We start from the raw sequence: 25,140 nt of genomic DNA, 5'->3' as shown, positions 1-25,140 counted from the left end.
GCCGCATCCGGCAGTTATGCGCAGATGCCTGATGCGACGCTGGCGCGTCTTATCATGCCTACAAACTTGTGCCTGAACGGTAGGACGGATAAGGCGTTCACGCCGCATCCGGCAGTTGTGCACCAATGCTGGATACTTACATCAACGCCCCCATAATCTTCAACTCCAGCTCATCCGGCACTTCGTTATACGACAGCACATGCAGCCCCGGCGCAAACAACCTTGCATAACGCGCCAGCAAAGGGCGCAGCTGCGGTGGCACCAGCAGCACCGGGTCTTTCCCCGCCGCTTTCATCTGCTCTTTCACCTGTGGCATCGTACTCTGGAACTGGTTGAGCATATTCGGATCGACCGGCACGCTGTCGAGCATCACTTTCCCGCCCTGTTGCGCCTGATTCACCACGTTGGTCAGCAGATTTTCCAGCTCATTATTCAGCGTATACACCGTCAGCTCCTGCTTGCGAACGAACGGATGGGTAATGCTGCGCCGCAATGCCAGGCGCACATCGGCCGCCAGCAGAATATGATCTTTCGTCACCGTGCTACTGGCGACCAGCACGGTGGCGATGGTGACGATATCGCGCAGGGAAACGCCTTCGGTCAGCAGCGCCCGGTACACTTTCAGCAACTGGCTGTAATTGAGCGCCGCGCTCAAATCTTCCGCCAGACGCGGTGCCGTCGACGATAAACGGTTATGCAACTGCGTAATATCATCATAGTTAAACAAATCAGGAATATAGCTGCGCACAATCTTATTTACATGGGTAGCGATCACGCTGGCGCTGTCGATCACCTGATACCCCATATTCAGCGCCTTCGCTTTCTGCGCCGCCTGGATCCAGGTGACCGGCATCCCGTACGCCGGGTCGTTCCCCTGCACGCCGTCAATCTCGCCGTAGGTTTCGCTGGAGGGCAGGGCCATCAGTTTATCCGCCGGAATATCCGCTTCATCAGCCTTTATGCCGTTGATGAAAATGGCGTACTGACTGGGCTTAAGGCGGAAGTTTTCCCGAATGCGGATCTCCGGCAGCAGCACGCCGTTGCCGTCAGAAATCACCTGCCGCACGCCGCGAATCCGCTGGGTGAGCGGGTTACCCTGTGCTTTGTCCACCAGCGCCACCAGTTTGTAACCGAGGCTTAAACTGATAGGCTCGATCAGCGGAATGGTTTCCCAACTGACCTGCTGCTCGCTGGTTTCGGTGATGGTGCGGGTCAGCGTTTCGAGGCTTTTCTCTTCCGCCTCCGCCGCCAGCGGCTGTTTGCTCATCCGCCAGCCGGTAAAACCAAGCAGGGCGCTGAACAGCAAAAACGGCAGGTGCGGCATTCCCGGTACCACCGCCAGCACGAACATAATCCCGGTGGCGGTGTAGAGCACCGACGGGCTTGCCAGCAGCTGGTTACGCACGTCATGGGCGATATCGCCGTTGTCGCTGACGCGGGTGACGATAATCGCCGCCGCGGTGGAGAGCAGCAGGGAAGGGATCTGCGCCACCAGGCCGTCGCCGATGGTCATCAGCACATACTGCTGGAAGGCAGCATCGGCGCTCAGGTTGTATTTGAAGATCCCGATACAGACGCCGCCGATCAGGTTGATCGCCAGAATCATCATCCCGGCGATGGCGTCCCCGCGCACAAACTTCGATGCCCCGTCCATCGCGCCGTAGAAATCGGCCTCGCTGGCAACATCTTTACGCCGGGTTTGCGCCTGCGCCTGGTTGATCAATCCGGCGTTAAGATCGGCGTCAATCGCCATCTGTTTGCCGGGCATCGCGTCTAAGGTAAAGCGGGCAGAAACCTCGGAAATACGCTCGGCCCCTTTGGTGACGACAATAAAGTTGATTGTCAACAGCGTCAGTAAATCCGAGCGTGAAAGCATTATCGCCGCGCTGCACGGGCAGTCGATTTTTAACGGTGGTGGGCTGTCGCCGTTAAATAAAATCAGCCCGTCTCATCCGCCAAAACCTGCCACCGTGGCGGTGCCGGAAGAGACGGAGAAAAAAGCGCGTGATGTGAATGAGAAAACGGCGCTGCTGAAGAAGAAATCCGCCACCGAGCTTGGTGAGCTGGCAACCAGTATCAACACCATTGCCCGTGATGCGCATATGGAAGCGAATCTGGAGATGGAGATTGTTCCCCAGGGATTACGCGTGCTGATTAAAGACGACCAGAACCGCAATATGTTTGAACGCGGCAGCGCGAAGATTATGCCGTTCTTTAAAACGCTGCTGGTGGAGCTCGCGCCAGTGTTCGACTCGCTCGATAATAAAATTATTATTACCGGGCATACCGATGCGATGGCCTACAAAAACAATATCTACAACAACTGGAACCTTTCGGGTGACCGCGCGCTTTCGGCTCGTCGGGTGCTGGAAGAGGCCGGAATGCCGGAAGATAAAGTGATGCAGGTAAGCGCAATGGCGGACCAGATGCTGCTGGATTCCAAAAATCCGCAAAGCGCGGGCAACCGGCGCATTGAGATTATGGTGCTGACCAAAAGTGCGTCCGATACGCTGTATCAATACTTTGGTCAGCATGGGGATAAAGTGGTGCAGCCGCTGGTGCAAAAGCTGGATAAGCAGCAGGTGCTTTCGCAGCGAACGCGTTAAATGCTGAATCTTTACGCATTTCTCAAACCCTGAAATCACTGTATACTTTACCAGTGTTGAGAGGTGAGCAATGCGTAAAATCATTCATGTGGATATGGACTGCTTTTTCGCCGCAGTGGAGATGCGCGACAATCCCGCCCTGCGCGATATCCCTATTGCTATTGGCGGCAGCCGCGAACGTCGGGGGGTGATCAGCACCGCCAATTATCCCGCGCGTAAATTTGGCGTACGTAGCGCTATGCCGACAGGGATGGCGCTCAAATTATGCCCACATCTCACCTTGCTTCCGGGGCGCTTTGACGCCTACAAAGAAGCCTCAAATCATATCCGTGAAATCTTCTCGCGCTACACCTCGCGCATTGAACCGTTGTCACTGGATGAGGCTTATCTCGATGTCACCGATAGCGTCCATTGCCACGGTTCTGCGACCCTCATCGCCCAGGAAATCCGCCAGACAATCTTCAACGAGCTGCAACTGACGGCGTCTGCGGGCGTGGCACCAGTAAAGTTTCTCGCCAAAATCGCCTCCGACATGAATAAACCCAACGGCCAGTTTGTGATTACGCCGGCAGAAGTTCCGGCATTTTTACAAACCTTACCGCTGGCAAAAATCCCCGGCGTCGGCAAAGTCTCAGCGGCAAAACTGGAAGCGATGGGGCTGCGGACCTGCGGTGATGTACAAAAGTGTGATCTGGTGATGCTGCTTAAACGCTTTGGCAAATTTGGCCGCATTTTGTGGGAGCGTAGTCAGGGGATTGACGAACGCGATGTTAACAGCGAACGGTTGCGAAAATCCGTCGGCGTGGAACGCACGATGGCGGAAGATATTCATCACTGGTCTGAATGTGAAGCGATTATCGAGCGGCTGTATCCGGAACTTGAACGCCGTCTGGCAAAGGTAAAACCTGATTTACTGATTGCTCGCCAGGGGGTGAAATTAAAGTTCGACGATTTTCAGCAAACCACCCAGGAGCACGTCTGGCCGCGGCTGAATAAAGCTGATCTAATCGCCACCGCGCGTAAAACCTGGGATGAACGCCGCGGCGGGCGCGGTGTGCGTCTGGTGGGGCTGCATGTGACGTTGCTTGACCCGCAAATGGAAAGACAACTGGTGCTGGGATTATGATGTATACTATTATGTATATTCTGGTGTGCATTATTATGAGGGTATCACTGTATGCATCGAATTCTCGCTGAAAAATCGGTCAATATCACTGAGTTACGTAAAAACCCAGCTAAATACTTTATTGATCAACCGGTTGCGGTTCTTTCTAATAATCGCCCCGCAGGATATCTCTTAAGTGCCAGCGCATTCGAAGCGTTAATGGACATGCTTGCTGAACAAGAGGAGAAAAAGCCCATAAAGGCGCGCTTCCGTCCAAGTGCTGCAAGATTAGAGGAAATTACACGCCGCGCTGAACAATATCTTAATGATATGACGGATGATGATTTCAATGACTTTAAGGAATAAGGATGCGGGTATTCAAAACAAAACTTATTCGCCTGCAACTTACAGCAGAGGAACTTGATGCGTTAACGGCGGATTTTATTTCCTATAAGCGTGACGGTGTTTTGCCAGATATATTTGGTCGCGATGCACTCTACGACGACTCCTTTACCTGGCCATTAATCAAATTTGAGCGAGTTGCTCATATTCATCTGGCAAATGAGAATAATCCATTTCCGCCACAGTTGCGCCAATTCAGCAGAACGAATGACGAAGCGCATTTGGTATATTGTCAGGGGGCGTTTGATGAGCAAGCATGGTTGCTCATTGCCATTCTGAAACCTGAACCTCATAAACTGGCTCGAGATAACAACCAAATGCATAAAATTGGGAAAATGGCAGAAGCGTTTCGCATGCGTTTTTGAATTTATATTATGAATAACATACAAATAAGAAACTATCAGCCTGGCGATTTTCAGCAACTATGCGCTATTTTCATTAGAGCGGTTACGATGACCGCCAGTCAGCATTATTCACCACAACAAATTTCCGCCTGGGCGCAGATTGACGAATCTCGCTGGAAGGAGAAACTCGCGAAATCACAAGTGTGGGTTGCGATCATTAATGCACAACCGGTTGGTTTTATTTCCCGCATTGAACATTATATCGATATGTTATTTGTTGACCCTGAATACACCCGCCGTGGGGTTGCCAGCGCTTTGTTAAAACCTTTGATTAAGTCTGAATCCGAACTTACGGTGGACGCAAGCATAACCGCAAAACCCTTTTTTGAACGTTATGGTTTTCAGACAGTTAAGCAGCAGCGCGTTGAATGCCGGGGAGCGTGGTTTACTAATTTTTATATGCGATATAAACCGCAACATTAAATCCAGCTTGCAATGAAAATAACGCCCGCCTGGTATGTGCGCGTTTTCTGATTCCACAAACTGCAAGGAGGTAAATCATGACAAATCCTTTATCAATGACTCTTTGCAGACCTTTCCAGGATTAATTCTTTTTTTCTTGCCCTGGATTCGTCTGCCATTTCCTGATTTTTATATTTATATACTCTAAATAATTCGAGTTGCAGGAAGGCGACAAGCGAGTGAATCGCCAGGAGCTTACATAAGTAAGTGACTGGGGTGAACGAACGCAGTCGCAGTACATGCAACTTGAAGTATGACGAGTATAAATGGAATGGTACATGGGCAAATATATTCGTCCCTTATCCGATGCGGTATTTACCATCGCATCTGATGACCTGTGGATCGAGAGTTTAGCGATCCAACAATTACACACCACGGCAAATTTACCCAACATGCAGCGCGTAGTGGGGATGCCAGATTTACACCCCGGACGCGGCTACCCGATTGGCGCAGCGTTCTTCTCTGTTGGTCGTTTTTACCCGGCAAGACGTCGCGGTAACGGTGCTGGAAACAGAAACGGGCCGCTACTCTGACACACTGCGTTCGGCGCTGGTTTCTCTCGATGGCGATAACGCATGGGCATTAAGCGAAAGCTGGTGTGGCACTATTCAGTGGATTTGTCCGAGTCCGTATCGGCCTCATCATGGGCGCAAAAACTGGTTTCTGGGCATTGGGCGTTTTACCGCTGATGAGCAGGAACAATCGGATGCAATCCGTTATGAGACGCTGCGTTCGTCGGGGCCGGGCGGTCAACATGTCAATAAAACCGACTCGGCGGTACGCGCCACGCATTTGGCATCCGGTATTAGCGTGAAGGTTCAGTCAGAGCGTAGTCAGCATGCTAACAAGCGGCTGGCACGATTGCTGATTGCCTGGAAGCTGGAGCAACAGCAACAGGAAAATAGCGCGGCGCTGAAATCGCAGCGGCGAATGTTCCATCACCAGATTGAACGTGGCAACCCGCGACGGACATTTACAGGGATGGCTTTTATCGAAGGATAATGAAGGATGAAACTGCCGGAAGGCGATTAAACGCCATCCGGCAGCAAATCAAATAATTACTTCGCCGGAATTTCTTTCAGCAGTTCAGTCAGCAGTGTCCAGTAATGACCTACGCTTTCGATGTGAACTTGCTCATCCGGAGAGTGTGGACCGGTGATAGTTGGCCCGATAGAAACCATGTCCATTTCCGGATACGGTTTTTTGAACAGACCACATTCCAGGCCCGCGTGGATAATCTGGATGTTCGGCGTCTTGTTGAACAGGCGCTGATAGGTTTCACGTACCAGATGCATCACCGGAGAATTAGCGTCCGGCTGCCAGCCAGGATATGCGCCTTTCGCTTCGGTTTTCGCGCCAGCCAGTTTACCCAGCGAATCCAGCATGCTCACCACGTAGTCTTTACCGCTGTCGATCAGTGAACGGATCAGGCAGTGAATTTCTACGTTATTGTCAGTCATGGTCACCACACCGACGTTCAGGGAGGTTTCAACCACACCTTTGGCTACATCGGAGTTACGAATCACACCGTTCGGGGTGGCGTTCAGCAGACGAATAAAGGTATCGCGAGATTTCGCAATCAGGGCAGCTTTATCGTTCGCTACAGAGTCCAGCAACAAGGCCAGATTTTTCTCTTTTTCTGCCAGCTCGTTTTTCAGGATCTCCTGATAGGTATTCACCAGAGATTTCAGGACGTCGACTTTATCAGCTGCGACAGCAATGGTCGCAAAGGCTTCACGCGGGATGGCGTTACGCAGTGTGCCGCCGTTGAAATCGATAAGGCGCAGATCCAGTTCTTCCGCATGACCCGCCAGGAAGCGCACCAGCAGTTTGTTGGCATTACCCAGCCCAACGTGGATTTCCCCGCCGGAGTGACCGCCTTTCAGACCTTTTAAGGTTAACTTGAAGGTTTCAAAACCAGCTGGAACCGCTTCACGATCTAAATGCAGGTTGGAGGTGAAGTCGATACCCCCCGCACAACCCATGTAGATTTCACCTTCTTCTTCGGAGTCGGTGTTAATCAGAATATCAGCCTGCAACCAGTTGCCCTGTAAGCCGAACGCACCGTCCATACCGGCTTCTTCGGTCATGGTCAGCAGCACTTCCAGCGGGCCGTGAACCACGTTTTCGTCAGCCAGAACCGCCAGCGCAGAGGCCATACCAATGCCGTTATCCGCACCCAGCGTGGTGCCGCGCGCTTTAACCCATTCGCCATCAATATAAGGCTGGATAGGATCTTTCGTGAAGTCATGCACGGTGTCGTTATTTTTCTGCGGCACCATATCGAGGTGGGCCTGTAAGACGACCGGTTTACGATTTTCCATACCTGCGGTAGCAGGTTTACGAATCAGGATATTACCTACCTGATCGCGTTCGACATGGAAACCTTTCTCTTTTGCCCAACCAACAATGTATTCAGCGAGTTGCTCTTCATGATAGGACGGGTGAGGAATAGAACAGATTTTGGCAAAAATATCCCACAGCGGCTGTGGAGATAATTGAGACAGTTCAGACACGTTAAGTCTCCTTGTCGATCACCCGCAAAACAGTATTGCAGGTCACAGGGTTAGCAGAAAATGTTGTCAACACAAGACAGGCTTGCGAGATATGTTTGAGAATACCACTTTATCCCGCGTCAGGGAGAGGCAGTGCGTAAAAAGACGCGGACTCATGTGAAATACTGGTTTTTAGGGAAGGTGCGAATAAGCGGGGAAATTCTTCTCGGCTGACTCAGTCATTTCATTTCTTCATGTTTGAGCCGATTTTTTCTCCCGTAAATGCCTTGAATCAGCCTATTTAGACCGTTTCTTCGCCATTTAAGGCGTTATCCCCAGTTTTTAGTGAGATCTCTCCCACTGACGTATCATTTGGTCCGCCCGAAACAGGTTGGCCAGCGTGAATAACATCGCCAGTTGGTTATCGTTTTTCAGCAACCCCTTGTATCTGGCTTTCACGAAGCCGAACTGTCGCTTGATGATGCGAAATGGGTGCTCCACCCTGGCCCGGATGCTGGCTTTCATGTATTCGATGTTGATGGCCGTTTTGTTCTTGCGTGGATGCTGTTTCAAGGTTCTTACCTTGCCGGGGCGCTCGGCGATCAGCCAGTCCACATCCACCTCGGCCAGCTCCTCGCGCTGTGGCGCCCCTTGGTAGCCGGCATCGGCTGAGACAAATTGCTCCTCTCCATGCAGCAGATTACCCAGCTGATTGAGGTCATGCTCGTTGGCCGCGGTGGTGACCAGGCTGTGGGTCAGGCCACTCTTGGCATCGACACCAATGTGGGCCTTCATGCCAAAGTGCCACTGATTGCCTTTCTTGGTCTGATGCATCTCCGGATCGCGTTGCTGCTCTTTGTTCTTGGTCGAGCTGGGTGCCTCAATGATGGTGGCATCGACCAAGGTGCCTTGAGTCATCATGACGCCTGCTTCGGCCAGCCAGCGATTGATGGTCTTGAACAATTGGCGGGCCAGTTGATGCTGCTCCAGCAGGTGGCGGAAATTCATGATGGTGGTGCGGTCCGGCAAGGCGCTATCCAGGGATAACCGGGCAAACAGACGCATGGAGGCGATTTCGTACAGAGCATCTTCCATCGCGCCATCGCTCAGGTTGTACCAATGCTGCATGCAGTGAATGCGTAGCATGGTTTCCAGCGGATAAGGTCGCCGGCCATTACCAGCCTTGGGGTAAAACGGCTCGATGACTTCCACCATGTTTTGCCATGGCAGAATCTGCTCCATGCGGGACAAGAAAATCTCTTTTCTGGTCTGACGGCGCTTACTGCTGAATTCACTGTCGGCGAAGGTAAGTTGATGACTCATGATGAACCCTGTTCTATGGCTCCAGATGACAAACATGATCTCATATCAGGGACTTGTTCGCACCTTCCGGAGGCGTTATGAGCTGGCGGCCCTTTTTGTATCTGATTATTAATCCCCACCCGCTATTAAGCGCCCGGCGCGGGCATCTGCGTCTGGTGCAGGGTTGACTTTGCATTCTGTTAACAAACGCGGTATAACAAACCTTCTTTGGATGTTTAGATGTCCATACGTTTAGAAGGTTATATGCAAACAACACAACAAAATGCGCCACTGAAGCGCACAATGAAAACGCGTCACCTGATTATGCTTTCCTTGGGCGGCGTGATTGGCACAGGATTATTCTTCAATACCGGGTACATCATTTCCACCACTGGAGCGGCGGGAACGCTGCTGGCCTATCTGATTGGTGCGCTGGTGGTCTGGCTGGTTATGCAGTGTCTGGGCGAGCTGTCGGTCGCGATGCCGGAGACCGGAGCGTTTCACGTTTATGCCGCGCGCTATCTTGGTCCGGCTACCGGGTATACCGTGGCCTGGCTTTACTGGCTGACCTGGACCGTGGCGCTGGGTTCGAGCTTTACCGCCGCTGGATTCTGTATGCAGTACTGGTTTCCACAGGTGCCGGTATGGGTCTGGTGCGTGGTGTTCTGCGCGATTATTTTTGGTCTGAATGTTATCTCCACGCGCTTTTTTGCCGAAGGGGAGTTCTGGTTCTCGCTGGTCAAAGTGGTCACTATCATCGCCTTTATCATCCTCGGTGGGGCGGCGATTTTCGGCTTTATTCCGATGCAGGATGGCTCGCCCGCGCCGGGGCTGAGTAATATCACGGCAGAAGGCTGGTTCCCGCACGGTGGCTTACCGATTTTGATGACTATGGTGGCAGTGAACTTTGCTTTTTCGGGTACCGAGCTTATCGGCATTGCCGCCGGTGAAACGGAAAACCCGCGCAAAGTTATCCCGGTAGCGATTCGTACTACCATCGCGCGACTGATTATTTTCTTTATCGGCACCGTGTTTGTGCTGGCAGCGCTGATCCCGATGCAGCAGGTGGGCGTGGAGAAAAGCCCGTTTGTGCTGGTATTTGAGAAAGTAGGGATCCCGTACGCCGCTGATATTTTTAACTTCGTGATCCTGACGGCTATTCTTTCTGCAGCGAACTCCGGGTTATATGCCTCCGGGCGCATGCTGTGGTCGTTGTCGAATGAACGTACGCTACCGGCCTGTTTTGCGCGAGTAACGAAAAACGGCGTGCCACTGACGGCGCTGTCGGTCAGTATGCTCGGTGGTGTGCTGGCGCTGTTTTCCAGCGTGGTGGCCCCGGACACGGTATTTGTTGCGCTGTCGGCAATCTCCGGGTTTGCGGTGGTAGCGGTGTGGCTGAGTATCTGCGCCTCGCATTTTGTTTTTCGTCGCCGTCATCTGCAACAAGGTAAGGCATTGAGTGAATTACATTATCGCGCGCCGTGGTATCCGCTGGTGCCAGTATTAGGTTTTGTGCTGTGCCTGGTGGCCTGTGTTGGGCTGGCATTCGATCCAGCGCAGAGAATTGCGTTGTGGTGCGGGTTACCGTTTGTTGCGTTGTGCTATGGTGCTTATTTCCTTACTCAACCCCGAAACGCAAAACAGGAGCCAGAACATGTCGCAGAATAATCCGTTACGCGCTCTTCTTGATAAACAGGATATCCTGCTGCTGGATGGCGCGATGGCGACGGAGCTGGAAGCGCGAGGGTGTAACTTAGCCGACAGCCTGTGGTCAGCCAAAGTGCTGGTAGAAAACCCGGAGCTTATCCGCGAAGTGCATCTTGATTACTACCGGGCGGGGGCGCAATGCGCGATCACTGCCAGCTATCAGGCGACGCCGGCGGGCTTCGCCGCGCGAGGTCTGGATGAAGCGCAGTCGAAAGCGCTGATTGGCAAAAGCGTGGAGCTGGCGCGTAAAGCCCGTGAAGCGTATCTGGCAGAGAACCCGCAGGCGGGAACGCTTCTGGTGGCGGGATCCGTCGGGCCTTACGGCGCGTATCTGGCGGATGGCTCTGAATACCGTGGCGATTATCATTGTAGCGTTGAGGCATTTCAGGCGTTTCATCGCCCGCGCGTGGAAGCCTTGCTGGATGCCGGGGCCGATCTGCTGGCCTGCGAAACCCTGCCGAATTTTTCCGAGATTGAGGCGTTGGCCGAGCTGTTGACCGCATATCCGCGTGCGCGGGCGTGGTTCTCATTTACCCTGCGCGACAGCGAACACCTGAGCGACGGTACGCCGCTGCGTGACGTGGTTGCGTTGCTGGCGGGTTATCCGCAGGTGGTGGCGCTAGGCATTAACTGTATTGCGCTGGAAAACACCACCGCTGCGTTGCAGCATTTACACGGTTTAACGGTGCTGCCGCTGGTGGTGTATCCGAACTCGGGCGAGCATTACGATGCCGTGAGCAAAACCTGGCATCATCACGGTGAACATTGCGCGCAGCTGGCGGATTATCTGCCGCAGTGGCAGGCCGCTGGCGCACGGTTGATTGGCGGGTGCTGTCGCACCACGCCTGCGGATATCGCCGCGTTAAAAGCGCGAAGCTGAGGGTTTATCGGGTCTACATCGTTCATTGTAGGCCTGATAAGCGCAGCGCATCAGGCATTGCCGGATGGCGGCACAAGCGCCTTATCCGGCCTACAAAACCACAAAACGTTATGCCGCATCCGCCAGAACAAACATGCCGTACGGATGGATTTCAAGATAATACTGCTCGCCGACGTCCGGTTGCAGACGCGTAGCGTTGACCTGCAATAATATCTCCTGCCCGTGCCATTCCACCGTCACTTCATACTGCGGCCCCATATAGGCGACATGGCGGATCACGCAGCGCTGGCTCTCTTCGCCGCGATCGCTGAGCGTGATCGCTTCCGGGCGCACACCGACCATCCCTTCACCCTGTGTACCAAAGTGCAGCGGGCGCGGCAGATGATAGCCGTAGATATCAACGTATCCGTCGCTGAAGGTTGCCGGGAACAGGTTGGCATCGCCCATAAAGCTCGCCATAAAGCGGGAGGCGGGCTGGCGGTAAAGATCCTGCGGTGAGCCGATCTGCATGATGTGTCCCTTGTTCATCACCAGCACAGTATCAGAAACCGCAAAGGCTTCGCTCTGATCGTGGGTGACGTACAGCGAGGTGATATCAAACTGCTTTTGCAACTCGCGGATCTTGTCGCGCATGCTGCGACGCAGGTTGGCGTCGAGGTTACTCAACGGCTCATCAAACAGCAGCACTTTCGGCTTGAGGATCAGCGCGCGGGCCAGCGCCACGCGCTGCTGCTGCCCGCCGGAGATCTGATCGACAAAGCGGTCTTCGAATCCTTCCAGATCCACCATCGCCAACGCCTCTTTGACGCGGGCTTTCAGCTCTGCGCGCGGTACGCCGAGCATTTTCAGGCCATAACCGACATTCTCTCCCAGCGACATATGCGGGAACAGGGCATAGGACTGAAACACCATACAGATATCGCGCTGCTGAATAGAGCGATGGGTGACGTCTTCGCCATCAATGAAAATTTGCCCTTCGCTCGGTTTTTCCAGCCCGGCAACCAGGCGCAAAATAGTGGTTTTGCCGCAGCCGGACGGGCCGAGCAGCGTCACCATTTGCCCCTGCGGGATGGTGAGGTTGATATTGTCGATTACCGTATTACTGCCAAATCGTTTAGTGACGTTGCGCAGTTCAACGAAATTTTTCTGAGTCATAGTGCGCTCCATTACGCCTGGTTTTTGGCTTTTGAACGGGAGGTACGTGATTCACCGATCAGCCAGTCAAAGATGAAAATAATCGCCAGCATCACCACGATCAGAATGGAACCGTAGGCAATCGCTACACCGTATTCGCCATCTTCCACGCGGTTGAGGATGTAAGCCGTCGCTACGCGGGTATCCGGCGTGACGAGGAACACAATGGCGCTGACGGTGGTAATGGCGCGCACAAAGCTGTAAATCAGCGCCGAGAGGATCGCCGGGCGCAGCAGCGGCAGCAGGATGTGCGTAATGGTACGCAGGGAACCGGCGCGCAGGCTGAGTGAGGCTTCATCGAGCGATTTATCGATTTGGCCCGGTAATGACTCCAACTTATTGATAGTGTTTTATGTTCAGATAATGCCCGATGACTTTGTCATGCTGCTCCACCGATTTTGAGAACGACAGCGACTTCCGTCCCAGCCGTGCCAGGTGCTGCCTCAGATTCAGGTTATGCCGCTCAATTCGCTGCGTATATCGCTTGCTGATTACGTGCAGCTTTCCCTTCAGGCGGGATTCATACAGCGGCCAGCCATCCGTCATCCATATCACCACGTCAAAGGGTGACAGCAGGCTCATAAGACGCCCCAGCGTCGCCATAGTGCGTTCACCGAATACGTGCGCAACAACCGTCTTCCGGAGCCTGTCATACGCGTAAAACAGCCAGCGCTGGCGCGATTTAGCCCCGACATAGCCCCACTGTTCGTCCATTTCCGCGCAGACGATGACGTCACTGCCCGGCTGTATGCGCGAGGTTACCGACTGCGGCCTGAGTTTTTTAAATGGCGGAAAATCGTGTTGAGGCCAACGCCCATAATGCGGGCGGTTGCCCGGCATCCAACGCCATTCATGGCCATATCAATGATTTTCTGGTGCGTACCGGGTTGAGAAGCGGTGTAAGTGAACTGCAGTTGCCATGTTTTACGGCAGTGAGAGCAGAGATAGCGCTGATGTCCGGCAGTGCTTTTGCCGTTACGCACCACCCCGTCAGTAGCTGAACAGGAGGGACAGCTGATAGAAACAGAAGCCACTGGAGCACCTCAAAAACACCATCATACACTAAATCAGTAAGTTGGCAGCATCACCGAATTTTCAGCCCGGATGTTTCACGTACCTATGTCGAATATCTGGCCGATAAGGTTGCGGATCGAGAAGAGGATGCAGAGGAATATCTGGAAGCAATCATGGAGGCTCGTGTTACCGTTGCTGGCATGGGGCTGGTGATGGAGGTGCAGGATTACTTCGATGGCGAGGCCGATAGACTGGCGAAGGCGTGGCTGGCCGAGTACACACCGCAAATCAAGTCGTTGAAAGATGAGCGTAAAGAGGCCTATCGTCAAATCGTCGAAATGAGTACCGAACCGCAGGATGTGGATCTGGTCAGGCCGGCGAACAAGTTTGAAATGACCAGGGTGCGTGAAGGTGAAAAGGAAGCTGACCTTCCAGTCTGGAAACACCATTTGTTGTGTGACGAAAGCGGGAACTATCCGGCTCTGTTGAACCATTGGGAAACCAAGGTTTTTGAGATCGAAACCAAACGTGAAGGATTTGCTTTCTGGTATCGTAATCCACAGTACACAGGGCAGTCGTCACTGGGAATCGCTTATGTTGAAGCTGAACAGTACAAGATTGTTCGTCCCGATTTCCTGTTCTTTGCCGAACAGGATGGCAAAATGGTTGTGGACCTGGTAGATCCACATAGCCTACATCTGGCTGATGCTTTGCCCAAACTGGAAGGACTTGCGCTATATGCCGAACATCATTCTGATGCTTACAGGCGAATCGAATCTGTCGCCGAAGTAAAGGGTAAATTACGAGTGTTAGATTTGAAACGGCAGGATGTGCAGGATGCTGTTGCTACCGCTGAAAATGCAGAAACGTTATTTAGTAGCGGACTTGCTGATGACTATCAGTAATCTATAGAAAATTGCGTAACGAAACTGCATTTTAGTAATTTTTTGAAACAATACAAATAAGGCCTTCTCACTGAGAAGGCCATTACCGACTTACAGTTCGATTTGGCTACAGCCGAAGTTACGGTCTCCTTCACCAAACACTTTGCTTTCAACTTTGGTCAGGTAGTCCAGTCGGGTTAACAGCGCCTGGTAGTTCTGCTGGAAGTCAGTACTATTGGTGTCTAGCACATACTTACAGTTTTCAGGAAAATGGACCAGACCAGGGTGATCGTCTCTCTCCAGTCTCAGGGCGCTGTACCAGGCTCCTGTGATCATCCCTCTAAGGTTATCGTCCTGATCGTAATCCCCGAGGTGGTAGTAAGCGTCTTTGTTGAACAACAGGCAAATGTGATAGTGGCATTTACCTGATTCAGAATACTCTTTCGCCCATATAATAAATAAAGGGCAACGGTAAATGCGTTTATCCTCACGCACCTTACGGGTACGGTCAGCCTCCAGCTTAGCTCTGAGGGATTCACGCATCCGGGATATCACCCCAGGTTCCAGGTTAGGGAAGCAACAGATATTGTCACCGTTATCAACTATTTTGGGATAGTGGAGATCGACACGTACAGCAATTAACCTAGGATACCGGTTAGTCAAATAACATAATAATTTATTAATCTTACTCTGATATTCGAGGATATGTACTCCATGAGTACCTTGATATGTTTTCATAATATATACCTGTATTTGGTCCTACGGTCTATAGCAGACCGTACAGGGATGCCATACAGGCAGGGCTATTCCTGGTCACTGTTGTCGGTATATACTGGTATCAGATTTTAGTACGGACATACTGATCTGATTACTACTCTTACTGGTGAATACAGGTAGTAAGAGTACACAATGCCATTATATAATACCTATCCAACATCTAAATTTGAGACGAAGGTAGCCCCAGCCTGTGATGGCTGTTAAAAAGTTACTCTGCAATTAGCTTCTGGAATTAACCGATGATTCCGTTATTCCAGTGCCGCTTCACAGTCGATAAACTGATACTCAATTTCTTTGCAATCTCAGCCTGAGTAAATCCACCTTTCTTAAGTATTGTGATATCACGTCGGTATTTGCTTCCCTCCTTTCGTCCTAATTTTTTCTTAACATGTCGATATCGGCTTTTAGTTGATTTCAGATTGTGAATGTCAATCGTATCCTGACGAGCAATCAAAAAAGACAAGCAACTTTCAGCAGAAGGCTCTATCCTTGAAGCTGGATGGTAGCTGTAGATAAACATTTCTTTTTGAAGGCAAAAAAATAAAATATTCTGTAAGTCCTCCACAGTTCTGCCAAGACAGCTTAGATCTGGAATGACAAGCGTGTCCTGCCGGTTCATTTCATGATGAATCAATTGTCTGAGTAAACGTTGCTCTGAAACAACCTCTTTAATATCTACCTGCTCGATCACAACATGTTCAGGTAGAATATTAAATTTTTGGCATATCTCAGCAAGTGAGTGATGATCTGTAATGCTTTCTTGCTGTTCGCTACTGCATATGGTGTAAAAAAATGAACGCATCTGATGCACTCCGGTGTCATAAATTATTTTTTGATACCTGAATAATGTCATTTTGCATAAAAAACAACCAAAAATAGAGAGTGATTGCCAGCGATACTTTAACTGGTAAAGTAGTATTTTACCTCTCATAATTGTTTGTCCTTCTTTGTTACCTCTTAGGTTCTGCTCTCTTGTGAGTATGGGTTTATAATGATGTCATCCGGTACATTAACACGGTTGGAAACATCTGTTTTGCGGAGCACTGGCAGCATAACCACCATTTCATTGACATGGTAAATATCAATCCAACAAACAACCGGATAAGGCATAACAATCCCCTTTCTTCTAAGAACTTCATTTATCCCGAATATAATCAATTGGGATGTTGACAAGAGTAGAGCCTGCCCGGCATCAAAGTAATAACCCTCAAAGGTTGTTCTATGAATAAGAATAATGTTTGAATATCCTGAGACACTTTGATGCTTTACATCAAAATGTCTTTGATTGTAAATGTAAATGGCTTTTTCCATATCGTAATTTTCCCTTAGCGAGGATAGCCTTTCACGTATAACTGTTTTTTCATCTTTCCCCATGAATTCATCATTAGCGTTCAGTTGAAAGTAATCTGCAATGGGGATTTTTAATGGACTCATGATGTTCGTTTTCCAGATTAACGAACAGTACTCTTCCAGAGTTACTTCTGTTTTACCTCGGCTTCGATTGATGCTTTCTTTTATAGAGAACTTTAACAGGTCATTTTTTATTTCATTTATTGACCAGTTATGACGATTGCATTTTTCTAATATAGGGATAGCCAAATCCACAACTTCCGCTATTACGGAAGAGTGAGATTTATTTGTTAGTCTGGCATAATGATCAATTACTCCTAATGAAGATTGATTTTTGAACGTGACTGAGTGTTTTTTTATGGGAGTAGTCTGTACTACCTGTGACTCATTGTTTTTGCCTTGACAAGGTTTTTTTCCTGGTAGAACGCTGCTCATCTCAAAATTAGTAACACTATTAGACATTTTTAAGGAAACCTCTTTGTTATCTCAATATAAAACTACTATCTGAAATTTCTCAGTGTTGCCCCATTTTTCTCGGGGCAACATCGCTATAAATCAATAAAATTAAATCTGTAATTTATTACAGACTTTCTCGTACAGAAAATGTATCTATAAAATCGAGGACATCTTTACGTAACCAGTAATGGCGGCCATTGATTTGTTTTGGGCGAGGTAGCCCCTCAGGCAATTTGTCCTGACAAAGCCATTTACGAATGGTTTGAGATTTGTAGCTAATGATTTTAGCTAACTCAGCTGTTGAAATGAGCTGTGATTGAGATGTATCCGGGAGTTTGAATGCGCTCATTTTGCCACCTCAGTGATTGAGATATTGGCAAAGAAAGCTTTAAGCATTATTGAATTAGTAGGGGTAGTAATGAAGGCAGAAGGAAACGTTTCGGGCTCGGGGTCGGGGTCACTACCATCACCTGAATCTGATGATAAGGCACTTTTAGCTGATTTAGCCGTACTGTGATGCGATCTGGATGCCTGATTTTTACATGACATCAGACGCGCGAGAAAGTTAGTAGCATTTTGCATTCTTTGTTTAAGATGTAAAATTTTCAGTTTGGCGCATGCGACAGACTTGCGAAGAGCTGAGTATGTTCCTTTGAGATACTCGACAACCTCTTCCATGGACGCAGGATCGTTAAAGGATTGAGTTGTTTTACTTGAATTAATACACCAGCGAGCTCTGATAGCTGCCAGAGTGGGTTCTATGGATACAGTTGCTGGGGTTGCCATTGGCTTATCTCCTGTGTAGTTGCTGTATCATTGACTAAACTGTGTATTACGATACATGAAAATCTATCTTGATCAATAGTTGATGATATTTTGTAATATGTTGATTTTTAATGGAATCAACGCATATCAACGTTGTTTTTTATGGTAATACCTGCTTCATTTAAGATCCATGTCTCAATTTTCTCGTGCCATTTTCGTAACAGATCTAACGGACGACGGCGATAGTGTTTTTCGGCAAGAGCGCTGGGTTTGTGTCCCATAATTTGAGCAACAATACCAGTGGGAACTTCAACCCACTCGGCCAAAGTACCAAAACTACGACGTAAACCGTGAAGGCTGATATGTGGTAACTCAGCCAGCACTAATGCTCTGTTGTGCGCTGAACGCGGCTCAATAATTTTGCCACTTTTACTGTTACTTCTGAAAACCCAACCCTCCTTATTTACGTCAGAATTTGGGGATTGCGCTAGTACATTTAACAATTCAGAAACATAAGGAGTGAGAGGGATGATACGTTCACCTTCGATCTTGTCTTTAATTCGCATGCTTGACCATTTGAAATCTACGTCTGACCAGCGAAGCGACGCAATTTCTTCACGCCGAGCACCAGTGAGCAAAAGTACTTGGAGATAGGCCGATGCAATAGGATTATTGAGGCTACGCACGGCACTAAACCAGCTTTTTAGTTGTTCCTTTTGCAGGCAATCATCAGCTTTACTCGCTGACACGGGAACCATTTTTCTTACGTTGTAATCTTGTGCCAGATCGCCAGGAATGATCCCTTGATATTTTTTCTGATAATTACTCCATTTGATGAAAGCACGTAGTAGGCGATAAGCGTGAGCAGTGACGGTAGGTCTATTTTGCCTTTCTGTACTCAGCCACGCTGCTATGTAATCTGGGGTTAGCTCCGATAACGGCAGGTTGAGCAAACTAGCCAATGGTCCAGCCGAAGTCGGGCCTTGGCCTCTTTTTTTACTTTCGCCTCCACGACTGGACAAGTTAATGTGATCGGCAATGTATCGAGTAGAATATGGGCGTTTAGTTTTTGCACTGATACCGGTTCTCAATTCTTGAAGATAGTCTTCCCAGGCGACGGAGAAAGTCACTTTTGTTTTACGTGATTCTGCCTGCAGGGATTCTGCTTCTGCGATTTTTACAGCCTTAGCAATTCGTGGATCTATCCCTGTATCGATCAATGTTTGTAACCGTCTTGCCTCGGCTCTCGCATCATCAATCTTCCAGTCGTTAATGTTGCCAATAGTCATGCGAAGGGTTTTCCCCGCATATACGCTTTGGAATACAAAGGCTTTTGCTCCGCTAGTTGCTCGGCATGCCAGGGTTGTTACATCTGCATCCCAAAGAAAAGTTTGTTTTTTCCCTTCCGGTAAGGTGAATCTGCGAAGTCTTTCGAAGGTAAATTTTTGTCTTGAAAGCGCCATTTTTCGGCTCCAGTTGAGAATTGCTGTCTTACAATAATGTAACTGCTGGTGTAAGTAAATGGAGGGAATAAACATCAACTTTTGTTAATTTCAATCAACGGGTTTATTGCTATAACTTGGTGTTTTATAATATAAAGTATGTTGTTTTGATTGATTGCTCAAGTAGTTAAAAATGCATTAACATCGCATTCGTAATGCGAAGGTCGTAGGTTCGACTCCTATTATCGGCACCATTAAAATCAAAGAGTTACCCCATATTTAAATACACCACGTTTCCTCCTGTGCCGTATTTGTGCCATTGTAACCTTGGCAATTCATCAAAATACTGTTCTGACATCAGGCAGTGCAGGTGCAGACATTTAAGCCAATTGCTGCCGCCATTCTTTGACGTAGTCAATCAGGGCGCGGAGCTTTGGTGCAATATTGCGACGCTGTGGGAAATACAGATAGAAGCCCGGAAATTGTGGAAGAAAGTCATCAAGCAGCGATACAAGCTTACCGCTTTCAATATATGGCCTGAAAGTTTCCTGAGTGGCAATTGTTATTCCTCCGCCGGCAAGAGCCAGCCTCAACATCAGACGCAGATCATTAGTCGTAATCTGCGGTTCAATCGCAAGGTCGAAAGTTCTCCCGTTTTCTTCAAATGGCCAGCGATAAGGCGCAACCTCCGGGGACTGACGCCAGCCGATACACTTATGGGTATTTCCCCCGGAGGCGAGAAAGCACTCTCCACGCCCGGCCGCAAGGATCAGGACGACGGGGGCAGGCATGAATCCTCCTCCTGATGGAGACGTACAGAGGCGACTTCTGCCAGCACGGAGAGTGCCAGAGTATGCGCATCCCGGGCTTTGGGGAATATCCCGACGGGTGCCCGGATTTGCGTTGTTTCCTCCCTGGACCATCCCAGCTCGTGGAGCTTTTGCAGACGTAACGTGTGGGTTCGATAGCTGCCCAATGCGCCGAGATAAAAGGGTTTTGCTTCTCGCGCGGCCTGCAACACTGGCAGCTCCCGGTTGAGATCATGGCACAGCAAAATGACCGCCGTATCGGTATCGATCTGAGCGCTGGCTGAGGCCGGAAAAAGATCGAAGATATGGCTGTCATAGCCTGTGGCTGCTGCAAGACTCGCGGTTGCCTGCGCCTCAAGAGAACGTCCGTAAATCATCAGCCTGACGCATGGCCTGAACCCCACCTCAAAGCCATTGAGATTCCAGCCCGTCCGGGTTTGCGTGGGCAGGCACACCAGCGATTGTGCTTGCGGATCGTAGCGCAGCCCCACCGGTTTTCTCTGTTCCAGGCGGTTCAGCACGGCGAGCAGAGGCTGTGCCGAGCGTAGTTTATGGAGCGTCAGCGTGATCCCACCGCCGCAGGGCAGAACGATGTCAAACCACGGCGAACCTTCGCCATAGCGAATTTCGCGATCGCGGCCTGAGCCCATCATCTCCAGCGCTTCAAAAGCGGCAGCGGCCTCCACGCAGCCGCCAGAGACAAAACCGCAGTAACGACCATCTTCGCGCACCACCATCTGCGCCCCGAGCGGGCGCGCCGCGCCGCCGCGTATCTCCACCAGCGTCACCAGCACCGCTCCTTTACCGGACATTAGCGCCTCTACGGCGAAGCGCAGAATGGTCCGGTGGTCATCGGTGAGAAACGCCTGCTCTGGCTTATGCCAGTGTTCGTCTTTGTCAAAAAGCGGGTATGACATTGTTCCTCCTTAAACCACATCCGGCAGCTTATCGAGCAGCTTATCCAGAGTGATGGGATAATCCCGTACCCGAATACCGGTGGCGTTATACACCGCGTTGGCGATAGCCGCGCTCACGCCGCACAGGCCCAGCTCACCGACACCTTTGGCCTTCATCGGGGAGGATATGGGGTCGGTATCATCCAGGAAAATCACCTCCTGTTTTGGGATATCCGCATGAACCGGCACCTCATACCCCGCCATATCGTGATTAACGAAGTAGCCCAAACGGTCATCCACCGCCAGCTCCTCCATCAGTGCCGCGCCCATGCCCATAGTCATTGCGCCAATGACCTGGCTGCGCGCAGTTTTCGGATTCAGGATGCGTCCTGCAGCACACACAGCGAGCATACGCCGGACCCGAACTTCTCCCGTCGCGCTATGCACGCCGACCTCCACAAAATGCCCGGCAAAGGTCGACTGCTGGTACTCTTTGCTCAGTGTTCCGAATTCAATGCTCTCTTCCGCTGTCAGTCTGCCGCCTGCGGTGGCTTCATGTAGCGTGGCGCTTCGGGTACCGTTGGTAATCTTGCCGTCGGCAAACTGCGACTGCTCAGGATCAAACCCGACTGCCGAGGCAATCATTTCGCGAAGCTTCATACAGGCGGCGTAAACGCCGGAGGTGGAGGTATTCGCGCCCCATTGTCCACCAGAACCCGCAGAAACCGGGAAACTGGAATCGCCGAGGTGAACCGCAACCTGCTCCAGCGGTACGCCAAGCATTTCCGCTGCCGTCTGGGCCAGAATGGTGTAGCTGCCGGTGCCAATGTCGGTCATGTCCGTTTCTACGGTAACGGTGCCGTTTTGTTCGAGGTGAACCCGAGCACCCGATTTTTCCAGCAGATTATTGCGAAAGCCCGCCGCAACACCGTGGCCGACTAGCCACTCCCCGTCGCGCACCTGTCCGGGTGTGGCGTTGCGCTGCTTCCAGCCAAATTTATCCGCTCCGGTGCGCAAGCACTCGATAAGCTGACGGCGAGAGAAGCAGCGCGTCGGGTCGGCGGGGTCAACCTGAGTGTCATTCAGGATGCGAAACTCGACGGGATCGATGCCCGCTTTTTCCGCCAGTTCGTCGATCGCGATTTCGAGCGCCATCAGACCGGGGGCTTCGCCGGGCGCACGCATGGCGTTCCCTTCCGGCAAATCAAGCGTGGCGAGCCGCAGGCCGGTATGACGATTCGCCCCGGCGTAGAGTAATTCGCTTTGCTGTACCGCCGTTTCCGGCGTGCCGCCGGGCAGGTTTCCAGACCAGCTTTCATGTGAGATAGCGGTGATTTTCCCGCTCTGGTCGGCACCGATACGCAAGTGCTGAAGGGTGGCGGGGCGGTGCGTGGTGTTATTGGGAATAGAGGGGCGGGGGAGCATCACTTTAACCGGACGTTTCACCGCTCGGGCGGCGAGGGCCGCCAGCAGCGCATCGCTTCTCAGGAACAGCTTGCCGCCAAACCCTCCGCCGATATACGGGGAGATAATACGCACATTCTCCACGGGAACTTTCAGCGTTTTTGCCAGATCGGTGCGGCACCAGTCAATCATCTGATTTGAGGTCCAGAGGGTAAGCTTATTTCCATCCCAGACGGCCATCGAGGCATGCGGCTCCATCGCCATATGGCTCTGGTCCGGGGTCGTGTAGGTAGCATCAATCTTCACCGCAGCGGAGGTGAAAGCCCCGTCAAAGTCACCGACGTTTTTGTCGGGCGTGTCTTCCGGCGGCTGATTGACGGCCTGTTTTTCGTCCGCCAGGGAGTAAGCTCCTTTATTACGGCGATAGTGTGCCTGCACCAGCGAGGCCGCCGCTCGCGCCTGTTCGAAGGTCTCGGCCACTACCAGCGCAATGGCCTGATGATAGTGCTCAATAGTGGGGCCGCCTAACAGCCTGGCGGTGTTTTTGTCGCCTTTGCCGAGTGCCCCGGCGTTACTGGCGGTAATGACAGCCAGTACGCCCGGCGCTTTTTGCGCGGCGTCCGTATCAAGGGCGGTGAGGCGTCCTTTGGCAATGGCGGAACCGACGATATAGCCATAGGCGGCGTTGGGGGCTTCTTCATGCCATTCGTAGGCGTAGCGTGCCGTGCCGGTAGTTTTCAGCGGTCCGTCGATGCGGTCATGGGGACGACCGACAACCTTCAGCTGATCGATCGGGTTTTCCCCTGCGGGTTTATCAAATTTCATGCCTGTGCCCTCGCTTCAGCCAGTACGGAGGCAAGCGTTCGCTTCGCCAACAGGAGTTTAAAGGTGTTTTCAGCGGTGGGATGGGCGCTGGCGAACAGCGTGTCATATACGGCCTGCGCCCCCTGGGATAGCTGAGCATCCGCAGCCTCAATGCGCCAGGGCTTATGTGCTACTCCGCCCAGCGCGACGCGCCCGCTGCCGTCAGGCTGAATAATCGCCGCGACCGATACCAGGGCAAAGGCGTAGGAGGCGCGATCGCGCACCTTACGGTAGATATGTTTTCCGCCGAGCGGTGGAGGTAACGTCACCGCAACGATAAGCTCACCGGGAAGCAGGGCGGTTTCAATGTGCGGCGTTTTTCCCGGAGGGTGATAAAAATCAGCCAGTGTGATACTGCGAGTCTTTCCCTCCGGCGTGATGGTTTCCACCACCGCATCCAGCAACCGCATTGCGACCGCCATATCGCTCGGATGGGTGGCAATGCAGGCTTCGCTTACGCCTACCACCGCGTGCTGACGGCTAAAGCCTTCAAGCGCCGCGCAGCCGCTCCCGGGCAGGCGCTTATTGCAGGGCTGATTGGTGTCGTAAAAATAGGGGCAGCGCGTGCGCTGGAGCAGATTACCTGCGGTGGTTGCCTGATTACGTAACTGACCAGACGCGCCAGCGAGCAGGGCGCGGGAGAGTACCGCGTAATCACGACGCACGCGCTCGTGAGCCGCCAGGTCGGTGTTCCGTACCAGTGCGCCGATGCGCAGCCCACCCGCGTCGGTCACTTCAATCTTATCGAGCCCGAGGCCGTTCACATCGATAAGGTGGGTGGGCGTTTCAATTTCCAGCTTCATCAGGTCCAGCAGATTGGTCCCGCCCGCGATAAATTTTGCGCCGGGTACGCGCTGAGCGCTAAGTGCCGCCTCGGCTGGGGTATTCACTCGTTCATAGGTAAACGCCTTCATGATTTTATCTCCCCCGCAGCATCTTCAATGGCGGCAAGGATGTTAGCGTATGCACCACAGCGACAGATGTTGCCGCTCATACGTTCACGGATCTCATCGGCAGTTGTTTCTGGAGCGGAAACCAAATCGACCGTGACGTGACTGGGAATGCCGTCCTGAATCTCTTTTAGCACCGCTACTGATGAGCAAATTTGCCCGGAGGTGCAGTAGCCGCACTGGAAGCCATCATGCTTGATAAAGGCCGCCTGCATGGGGTGAAGATTATCTGGCGAACCCAGGCCTTCAATGGTGGTGATCTCGGCCCCCTGATGCATGACTGCAAGCGTCAGGCAGGCATTAAGCCTGCGACCATTGACCAGCACGGTACAGGCTCCGCACTGTCCGTGATCGCAACCTTTCTTGGTACCGATCAAATGCAGATTTTCACGCAAAGTGTCCAGTAGCGTGGTTCGGGTATCCACCTCAAGCTGCTCGGTTTTGCCGTTCACCTTCAGTGTCAGGGGCATTATCTCTGGCGCGGGTGTAGCTGCCGGAACGCTTGCCGCCAGCGTAGAATGAGGATAAACCACGGCGGTCGCCGCTGTTGCGGCGCTCACTTTAATCAGATCGCGACGGGTCAAACTTAAATCGTGCGGCTCGTGCTTCCCAACCCGATTATCTTCGGGGTATTCGCCTTGGTTGCTCATACCAGGCCTCCGGTATTCTAAAGGGGAAAATAAGAGTGCGTTGCGAGAGTGCTGATGCTTTTTTAAACGTTAAGCATAGTCGGCGACAGCAGGAGGATTATTCTTAAAACGCGAATGCAGCTATGAGCCCGGCTAATAAATTCATGTTCGCCGGGATGTTGATGATGATGGGAGCTGGTTTATTGCTTTAGTTGTACGATGCAAAAACCAATAAGGAAACCTGTGATTTTCAGCTCTACATCACCCTGCAAATCTCTGTCACTTCTAATATAAAAATAGGGAGAAATGATGGAGCTTATATTCATTGGCGATTAGGAAACTA

At 51.4% G+C, this 25,140-nt stretch carries 22 protein-coding genes and 5 pseudogenes; 10 read left to right on the top strand and 17 right to left on the bottom strand.

Features of this window, described 5'->3' with window-relative positions; genetic code table 11:
- Positions 1-136 precede the first annotated feature (136 nt).
- Positions 137-1,855: pseudogene (locus KXD89_RS17515) on the bottom strand (flagellar biosynthesis protein FlhA); the annotation flags it as partial.
- Here KXD89_RS17515 and lafU point away from each other — a divergent pair.
- The 7 genes and pseudogenes from lafU to prfH all read left to right on the top strand — a co-directional run.
- Positions 1,821-2,606 carry a putative lateral flagellar export/assembly protein LafU gene (gene lafU / locus KXD89_RS17510; protein ID WP_000207552.1) on the top strand — a complete coding sequence of 262 codons (786 nt, stop codon included), beginning with the start codon at positions 1,821-1,823 and terminating at the stop codon, positions 2,604-2,606. The pseudogene KXD89_RS17515 and the gene lafU sit on opposite strands and share 35 nt — an antisense overlap.
- A gap of 70 nt (positions 2,607-2,676) precedes the next feature.
- Positions 2,677-3,732 (top strand): DNA polymerase IV, encoded by a 1,056-nt coding sequence (dinB, locus tag KXD89_RS17505; protein ID WP_001226164.1) that lies wholly within the window; start codon positions 2,677-2,679, stop codon positions 3,730-3,732.
- Between the two features lie 51 nt (positions 3,733-3,783).
- The gene (yafN, locus tag KXD89_RS17500; protein WP_000554758.1) at positions 3,784-4,077 is read left to right on the top strand and encodes a type I toxin-antitoxin system antitoxin YafN; all 294 of its coding nucleotides are present in this window, start codon (positions 3,784-3,786) and stop codon (positions 4,075-4,077) included.
- A 2-nt stretch (positions 4,078-4,079) separates the two neighbouring features.
- The gene (gene yafO / locus KXD89_RS17495) at positions 4,080-4,478 is read left to right on the top strand and encodes a type II toxin-antitoxin system mRNA interferase toxin YafO (protein WP_001263489.1); all 399 of its coding nucleotides are present in this window, start codon (positions 4,080-4,082) and stop codon (positions 4,476-4,478) included.
- A 9-nt stretch (positions 4,479-4,487) separates the two neighbouring features.
- Positions 4,488-4,940 (top strand): GNAT family N-acetyltransferase, encoded by a 453-nt coding sequence (locus tag KXD89_RS17490; RefSeq protein ID WP_001059892.1) that lies wholly within the window; start codon positions 4,488-4,490, stop codon positions 4,938-4,940.
- Positions 4,941-5,257: 317 nt separating this feature from the next.
- Positions 5,258-5,464, top strand: a pseudogene (locus KXD89_RS17485) (RtcB family protein); the annotation flags it as partial.
- A gap of 10 nt (positions 5,465-5,474) precedes the next feature.
- Positions 5,475-5,981, top strand: a pseudogene (prfH, locus tag KXD89_RS17480) (peptide chain release factor H); the annotation flags it as partial.
- A gap of 56 nt (positions 5,982-6,037) precedes the next feature.
- On the opposite strand, the gene pepD reads toward prfH, so the two are convergent.
- Complete coding sequence (gene pepD, locus KXD89_RS17475; RefSeq protein ID WP_001292994.1) at positions 6,038-7,495, bottom strand: cytosol nonspecific dipeptidase; 1,458 nt, start codon at positions 7,493-7,495, stop codon at positions 6,038-6,040.
- Between the two features lie 321 nt (positions 7,496-7,816).
- Positions 7,817-8,797 carry an IS5-like element IS5 family transposase gene (locus KXD89_RS17470; RefSeq protein ID WP_000019403.1) on the bottom strand — a complete coding sequence of 327 codons (981 nt, stop codon included), beginning with the start codon at positions 8,795-8,797 and terminating at the stop codon, positions 7,817-7,819.
- Between the two features lie 243 nt (positions 8,798-9,040).
- On the opposite strand from KXD89_RS17470, the gene mmuP reads away from it, so the two are divergent.
- Positions 9,041-10,444 carry an S-methylmethionine permease gene (mmuP, locus tag KXD89_RS17465; protein WP_001393629.1) on the top strand — a complete coding sequence of 468 codons (1,404 nt, stop codon included), beginning with the start codon at positions 9,041-9,043 and terminating at the stop codon, positions 10,442-10,444.
- Complete coding sequence (gene mmuM / locus KXD89_RS17460; RefSeq protein WP_000081352.1) at positions 10,431-11,363, top strand: homocysteine S-methyltransferase; 933 nt, start codon at positions 10,431-10,433, stop codon at positions 11,361-11,363. The genes mmuP and mmuM overlap by 14 nt, the downstream gene beginning before the upstream one ends.
- Positions 11,364-11,471: 108 nt before the next feature.
- Here the strand turns inward: mmuM and fbpC are convergent, their stop codons facing one another.
- The 3 genes and pseudogenes from fbpC to KXD89_RS17445 form a co-directional block, all read right to left on the bottom strand.
- Positions 11,472-12,518 carry a ferric ABC transporter ATP-binding protein gene (fbpC, locus tag KXD89_RS17455; protein ID WP_000192349.1) on the bottom strand — a complete coding sequence of 349 codons (1,047 nt, stop codon included), beginning with the start codon at positions 12,516-12,518 and terminating at the stop codon, positions 11,472-11,474.
- Positions 12,519-12,529: 11 nt separating this feature from the next.
- Positions 12,530-12,877 (bottom strand): annotated as a pseudogene (locus KXD89_RS17450) (ABC transporter permease subunit); the annotation flags it as partial.
- Positions 12,878-12,893: 16 nt separating this feature from the next.
- A protein-coding gene (locus tag KXD89_RS17445) for an IS1-like element IS1B family transposase (RefSeq protein ID WP_223293341.1) occupies positions 12,894-13,591 on the bottom strand; the annotation gives its coding sequence in 2 pieces (ribosomal slippage) (positions 12,894-13,342 and positions 13,342-13,591; 699 coding nt in all).
- Between the two features lie 153 nt (positions 13,592-13,744).
- On the opposite strand from KXD89_RS17445, the gene KXD89_RS17440 reads away from it, so the two are divergent.
- Positions 13,745-14,476, top strand: a complete 732-nt coding sequence (locus tag KXD89_RS17440) for a protein YagJ (protein WP_000388269.1) — start codon at positions 13,745-13,747, stop codon at positions 14,474-14,476.
- 90 nt (positions 14,477-14,566) lie between these two features.
- On the opposite strand, the gene KXD89_RS17435 is transcribed toward KXD89_RS17440, so the two are convergent.
- The 11 genes and pseudogenes from KXD89_RS17435 to paoA form a co-directional block, all read right to left on the bottom strand.
- The gene (locus tag KXD89_RS17435) at positions 14,567-15,193 is read right to left on the bottom strand and encodes an inovirus Gp2 family protein (protein WP_000860996.1); all 627 of its coding nucleotides are present in this window, start codon (positions 15,191-15,193) and stop codon (positions 14,567-14,569) included.
- A 271-nt stretch (positions 15,194-15,464) separates the two neighbouring features.
- On the bottom strand, positions 15,465-16,163 hold the full coding sequence (locus KXD89_RS17430; RefSeq protein WP_001214248.1) for a recombinase family protein: 699 nt from the start codon (positions 16,161-16,163) through the stop codon (positions 15,465-15,467).
- Positions 16,164-16,189: 26 nt separating this feature from the next.
- Positions 16,190-17,044, bottom strand: coding sequence for a protein YagM (yagM, locus tag KXD89_RS17425; protein WP_000072039.1), 855 nt, complete (start codon positions 17,042-17,044; stop codon positions 16,190-16,192).
- A 118-nt stretch (positions 17,045-17,162) separates the two neighbouring features.
- Complete coding sequence (locus KXD89_RS17420) at positions 17,163-17,387, bottom strand: AlpA family transcriptional regulator (RefSeq protein WP_001272156.1); 225 nt, start codon at positions 17,385-17,387, stop codon at positions 17,163-17,165.
- Positions 17,384-17,824, bottom strand: a complete 441-nt coding sequence (gene yagN / locus KXD89_RS17415; protein WP_000224818.1) for a protein YagN — start codon at positions 17,822-17,824, stop codon at positions 17,384-17,386. The genes KXD89_RS17420 and yagN overlap by 4 nt, the downstream gene beginning before the upstream one ends.
- Before the next feature lie 116 nt (positions 17,825-17,940).
- Positions 17,941-19,341 carry an integrase family protein gene (locus tag KXD89_RS17410; RefSeq protein ID WP_001407714.1) on the bottom strand — a complete coding sequence of 467 codons (1,401 nt, stop codon included), beginning with the start codon at positions 19,339-19,341 and terminating at the stop codon, positions 17,941-17,943.
- Between the two features lie 284 nt (positions 19,342-19,625).
- Positions 19,626-19,964: pseudogene (locus KXD89_RS17405) on the bottom strand (LysR substrate-binding domain-containing protein); the annotation flags it as partial.
- Positions 19,965-20,014: 50 nt separating this feature from the next.
- Positions 20,015-20,971: a molybdenum cofactor insertion chaperone PaoD gene (gene paoD / locus KXD89_RS17400; protein ID WP_000121359.1), complete on the bottom strand. Its 957-nt coding sequence runs from the start codon at positions 20,969-20,971 to the stop codon at positions 20,015-20,017.
- A gap of 9 nt (positions 20,972-20,980) precedes the next feature.
- The gene (gene paoC, locus KXD89_RS17395) at positions 20,981-23,179 is read right to left on the bottom strand and encodes an aldehyde oxidoreductase molybdenum-binding subunit PaoC (protein WP_000667026.1); all 2,199 of its coding nucleotides are present in this window, start codon (positions 23,177-23,179) and stop codon (positions 20,981-20,983) included.
- Entirely contained in the window at positions 23,176-24,132 is a 957-nt protein-coding gene (gene paoB, locus KXD89_RS17390) for an aldehyde oxidoreductase FAD-binding subunit PaoB (RefSeq protein WP_000643333.1), read from the bottom strand. Before paoB ends, paoC begins: the two co-directional genes overlap by 4 nt.
- Positions 24,129-24,818 carry an aldehyde dehydrogenase iron-sulfur subunit PaoA gene (gene paoA, locus KXD89_RS17385; RefSeq protein WP_000070700.1) on the bottom strand — a complete coding sequence of 230 codons (690 nt, stop codon included), beginning with the start codon at positions 24,816-24,818 and terminating at the stop codon, positions 24,129-24,131. Before paoA ends, paoB begins: the two co-directional genes overlap by 4 nt.
- Positions 24,819-25,140 lie beyond the last annotated feature (322 nt).

The sequence above is a fragment of the Escherichia sp. TC-EC600-tetX4 genome, assembly GCF_019356055.1.
Lineage (GTDB): Bacteria > Pseudomonadota > Gammaproteobacteria > Enterobacterales > Enterobacteriaceae.
This window is presented reverse-complemented; position numbering and strand designations above follow the sequence as displayed.

Excerpts from the sequence above, each read along its gene's own strand:
- dinB (WP_001226164.1), top strand. The coding sequence starts at position 2,677 with ATGCGTAAAATCATTCATGTGGATATGGACTGCTTTTTCGCCGCAGTG.
- yafN (WP_000554758.1), top strand. The coding sequence starts at position 3,784 with ATGCATCGAATTCTCGCTGAAAAATCGGTCAATATCACTGAGTTACGT.
- yafO (WP_001263489.1), top strand. The coding sequence starts at position 4,080 with ATGCGGGTATTCAAAACAAAACTTATTCGCCTGCAACTTACAGCAGAG.
- KXD89_RS17490 (WP_001059892.1), top strand. The coding sequence starts at position 4,488 with ATGAATAACATACAAATAAGAAACTATCAGCCTGGCGATTTTCAGCAA.
- KXD89_RS17470 (WP_000019403.1), bottom strand. The coding sequence starts at position 8,797 with ATGAGTCATCAACTTACCTTCGCCGACAGTGAATTCAGCAGTAAGCGC.
- mmuP (WP_001393629.1), top strand. The coding sequence starts at position 9,041 with ATGCAAACAACACAACAAAATGCGCCACTGAAGCGCACAATGAAAACG.
- mmuM (WP_000081352.1), top strand. The coding sequence starts at position 10,431 with ATGTCGCAGAATAATCCGTTACGCGCTCTTCTTGATAAACAGGATATC.
- fbpC (WP_000192349.1), bottom strand. The coding sequence starts at position 12,518 with ATGACTCAGAAAAATTTCGTTGAACTGCGCAACGTCACTAAACGATTT.
- KXD89_RS17440 (WP_000388269.1), top strand. The coding sequence starts at position 13,745 with ATGGAGGCTCGTGTTACCGTTGCTGGCATGGGGCTGGTGATGGAGGTG.
- KXD89_RS17435 (WP_000860996.1), bottom strand. The coding sequence starts at position 15,193 with ATGAAAACATATCAAGGTACTCATGGAGTACATATCCTCGAATATCAG.
- KXD89_RS17430 (WP_001214248.1), bottom strand. The coding sequence starts at position 16,163 with ATGAGAGGTAAAATACTACTTTACCAGTTAAAGTATCGCTGGCAATCA.
- yagM (WP_000072039.1), bottom strand. The coding sequence starts at position 17,044 with ATGTCTAATAGTGTTACTAATTTTGAGATGAGCAGCGTTCTACCAGGA.
- KXD89_RS17420 (WP_001272156.1), bottom strand. The coding sequence starts at position 17,387 with ATGAGCGCATTCAAACTCCCGGATACATCTCAATCACAGCTCATTTCA.
- yagN (WP_000224818.1), bottom strand. The coding sequence starts at position 17,824 with ATGGCAACCCCAGCAACTGTATCCATAGAACCCACTCTGGCAGCTATC.
- KXD89_RS17410 (WP_001407714.1), bottom strand. The coding sequence starts at position 19,341 with ATGTTTATTCCCTCCATTTACTTACACCAGCAGTTACATTATTGTAAG.
- paoD (WP_000121359.1), bottom strand. The coding sequence starts at position 20,971 with ATGTCATACCCGCTTTTTGACAAAGACGAACACTGGCATAAGCCAGAG.
- paoC (WP_000667026.1), bottom strand. The coding sequence starts at position 23,179 with ATGAAATTTGATAAACCCGCAGGGGAAAACCCGATCGATCAGCTGAAG.
- paoB (WP_000643333.1), bottom strand. The coding sequence starts at position 24,132 with ATGAAGGCGTTTACCTATGAACGAGTGAATACCCCAGCCGAGGCGGCA.
- paoA (WP_000070700.1), bottom strand. The coding sequence starts at position 24,818 with ATGAGCAACCAAGGCGAATACCCCGAAGATAATCGGGTTGGGAAGCAC.